The sequence below is a fragment of the Minwuia thermotolerans genome (genome assembly GCF_002924445.1).
Classification (GTDB): Bacteria; Pseudomonadota; Alphaproteobacteria; order Minwuiales; family Minwuiaceae; genus Minwuia; species Minwuia thermotolerans.
Map to the genome: position 1 here is coordinate 1 of NZ_PIGG01000035.1, position 2,791 is coordinate 2,791.

A 2,791-nucleotide genomic window follows, 5' to 3' on the forward strand; every position below is an offset into this window, starting at 1 on the left:
AAGGATCAGATCCCCGGCACCTCGCCGGGCTTCGGCACCGCAGCGTCGGCGGATGGCGAGCACTATCCGTATCTGTTCCCCGCGGCGGCCAGTTACTGGTCGCAGGCCGGCGGCGCGGTCGAGTTCGCGCGCCAGCGCCTGGGCGGCGACCTGAAGGGCAAGAAGATCGCCTACCTGTTCTTCGACAATCCAGCCGGCCGTGAGGGCCTGCCCGTCGTCCGCAAGCTGGCGGAGATGGAAGGCTTCGACCTGCAGGAGTTCCCGGTCCCCTCGCCCGGCATCGAGATGGACAACCAGGCGCGCGACATCGCCCGCCGGTTCCGGGCCGATTTCGTGATAACTCACCTGTTCGGGCGCGCGCCGTCGGTGTCGATGCAGGCGCTGCGCCGCGCCGGCTACCCGCTGGAGCAGGTCGTGTCCTTCGTCTGGGGCCAGTCCGAAGCCGACATCGAGGCCGGTGGCGGCTACGCCGAGAACGTCGGCTACAACGGCATCCAGTTCGCCGGCGTGGGCGACGAATTCGAAGTCCGCCGCGAGATCGAGGCCATGTACAAGGAAGAAGGCCGGGATCTGCCGTCCACCTTCGATTCCACGGTGTTCTACAACCGGGGCCTGCTGACCGCCGCGCTGCACGTCCAGGCGGTCCGCAACGCGGTCGAGGCCAAGGGCGGCAGCGCCGACATCACCGGCACCGACGTCCGCGACGGTTTCCGTGCGATCAAGGAGTTCAAGCTGGGCGAACTCGTCCCGCCGCTGAACCTCGCCGGCGGCGACCACGAAGGCGGCGGCTGGGTTCGCGTCTTCACGGTCACCAAGGACGGCTTCGAGCCGGCCACCGACTGGTTCAAGGGCTATCGCGACGTCGTCTTCGAGATGATCGAGGAAGAGGCCGCGAAACAGAACTGATCCTCGGATCATTGCCGGGCCGGCTTCGGCCGGTCCGGCGCTTTGTACATTTTCAGGTGAGGGCGGGATGCTCACGATCAACAATATCGAAGTCGTCTACGACAACGTCGTGCTGGTGCTGAAGGGTATTTCCATCGAGGTGAAGCCCCAGTCCATCACCACGATCCTGGGCGCCAACGGCGCCGGGAAGACGACCACGCTGAAGTCCATTTCCGGGCTTCTGAAGCCGGAGCGCGGCGCCGTCACCCGCGGCTCGATCGAATTCAACGGCGAACGCATCGACCGCCTGCCGCCGCACGAGGTCGTCAGCAAGGGCATTGTTCAGGTCTTCGAGGGCCGCCGGATCTTCACCCACCTCAGCGTGGAGGACAATCTGCTGGCCGGGGCGCATACGGTCCCGGACTATGGCAAGGTCAAGGAGAAGATCGAGCAGGCCTACACCTTCTTTCCCCGCCTGAAGGAACGCCGCACCAGCGAGGCCGGCTACCTTTCCGGCGGCGAGCAGCAGATGCTGGCCATCGGCCGGGCGCTCATGTCGGACCCGAAGGTGATCATGCTCGACGAGCCGTCCCTCGGCCTGGCGCCGCTGATCATCGAGGAGATCTTCGGCATCATCCAGCGGATGCGCGAAGAGGCCGGCGTAACCGTCCTGCTCGTCGAGCAGAACGCCAATCTGGCGCTCTCCATCGCCGATCACGGCTATGTCATGGAGAACGGCTCCATCGTCATGGAAGGCCCCGCCAAGCAGCTCGCCAGCAATTCCGAGGTCCAGGAATTCTATCTCGGCATCGGCGAATCCGGCGAGAAGCGTTCCTATCGGGACGTCAAACGCTACCGCCGCCGCAAACGCTGGCTTTCCTGAACCGGCCGCACAATCGTTCCGTTACCGAGAACGCGCCGCTCCTTCCGGGGGCGGCGCGTTTCGCGTTGGCGCCAGCCGTGAGCATTGCGCACCACGCCGGCGCGCGCCGCGCGGCGTTGCTGTCAAGGTGATTGAAACAGCGTAATAATTTCGATTCCGGCAAAAAACGTAATAAACTACTTCCAAGTCCGCCTCGGGAGAGACAGGCGGATGCCATAAAGGGAGGTAGAACCATATGAAACGTCTCTTGAAGACCCTGACTGCCGCGGGCGTTGTCGCCGCCGCGGTCGCATCCTTCTCGACGGCTCAGTCCGCCGAGATCGTCATCGGGCAGATGACGGACCGCACCGGCATCACGGCCAACGTGGGCAACCCGATGGGCGACGCCGTTCAGGATTATGTCGCTCTCGTCAACTCGAAGGGCGGCGTGGAAGGGCACACGATCCGCGTCATCGAGATCGACAACCAGTACAAGGTCCCGCCGGCGGTCGAAGGCTATCAGCGCTTCAAGTCCGAAGGTGCGGTGCTCGTCGGTCTGTTCGGTACGCCGGTGACCCAGGCCCTGACCGCGGACCTCGCGAAGGATCAGATCCCCGGCACCTCGCCGGGCTTCGGCACCGCAGCGTCGGCGGATGGCGAGCACTATCCGTATCTGTTCCCCGCGGCGGCCAGTTACTGGTCGCAGGCCGGCGGCGCGGTCGAGTTCGCGCGCCAGCGCCTGGGCGGCGACCTGAAGGGCAAGAAGATCGCCTACCTGTTCTTCGACAATCCAGCCGGCCGTGAGGGCCTGCCCGTCGTCCGCAAGCTGGCGGAGATGGAAGGCTTCGACCTGCAGGAGTTCCCGGTCCCCTCGCCCGGCATCGAGATGGACAACCAGGCGCGCGACATCGCCCGCCGGTTCCGGGCCGATTTCGTGATAACTCACCTGTTCGGGCGCGCGCCGTCGGTGTCGATGCAGGCGCTGCGCCGCGCCGGCTACCCGCTGGAGCAGGTCGTGTCCTTCGTCTGGGGCCAGTCCGAAGC

Annotated in this window: 3 protein-coding genes; all 3 read left to right on the plus strand. The window is 65.5% G+C overall.

Annotated features, from left to right (window positions below; genetic code table 11):
* A partial coding sequence (locus tag CWC60_RS11705) for an ABC transporter substrate-binding protein (RefSeq protein ID WP_109794195.1) occupies nucleotides 1-906 on the plus strand: 906 nt, incomplete at its 5' end.
* Between the two features lie 67 nt (nucleotides 907-973).
* Complete coding sequence (locus CWC60_RS11710; RefSeq protein ID WP_109794196.1) at nucleotides 974-1,768, plus strand: ABC transporter ATP-binding protein; 795 nt, start codon at nucleotides 974-976, stop codon at nucleotides 1,766-1,768.
* 235 nt (nucleotides 1,769-2,003) lie between these two features.
* On the plus strand, nucleotides 2,004-2,791 hold a 788-nt coding region (locus tag CWC60_RS11715; protein WP_164516505.1), incomplete at its 3' end, for an ABC transporter substrate-binding protein.

Coding starts and splice junctions, on each gene's coding strand:
- CWC60_RS11710 (WP_109794196.1), top strand. CDS start 974: ATGCTCACGATCAACAATATCGAAGTCGTCTACGACAACGTCGTGCTG.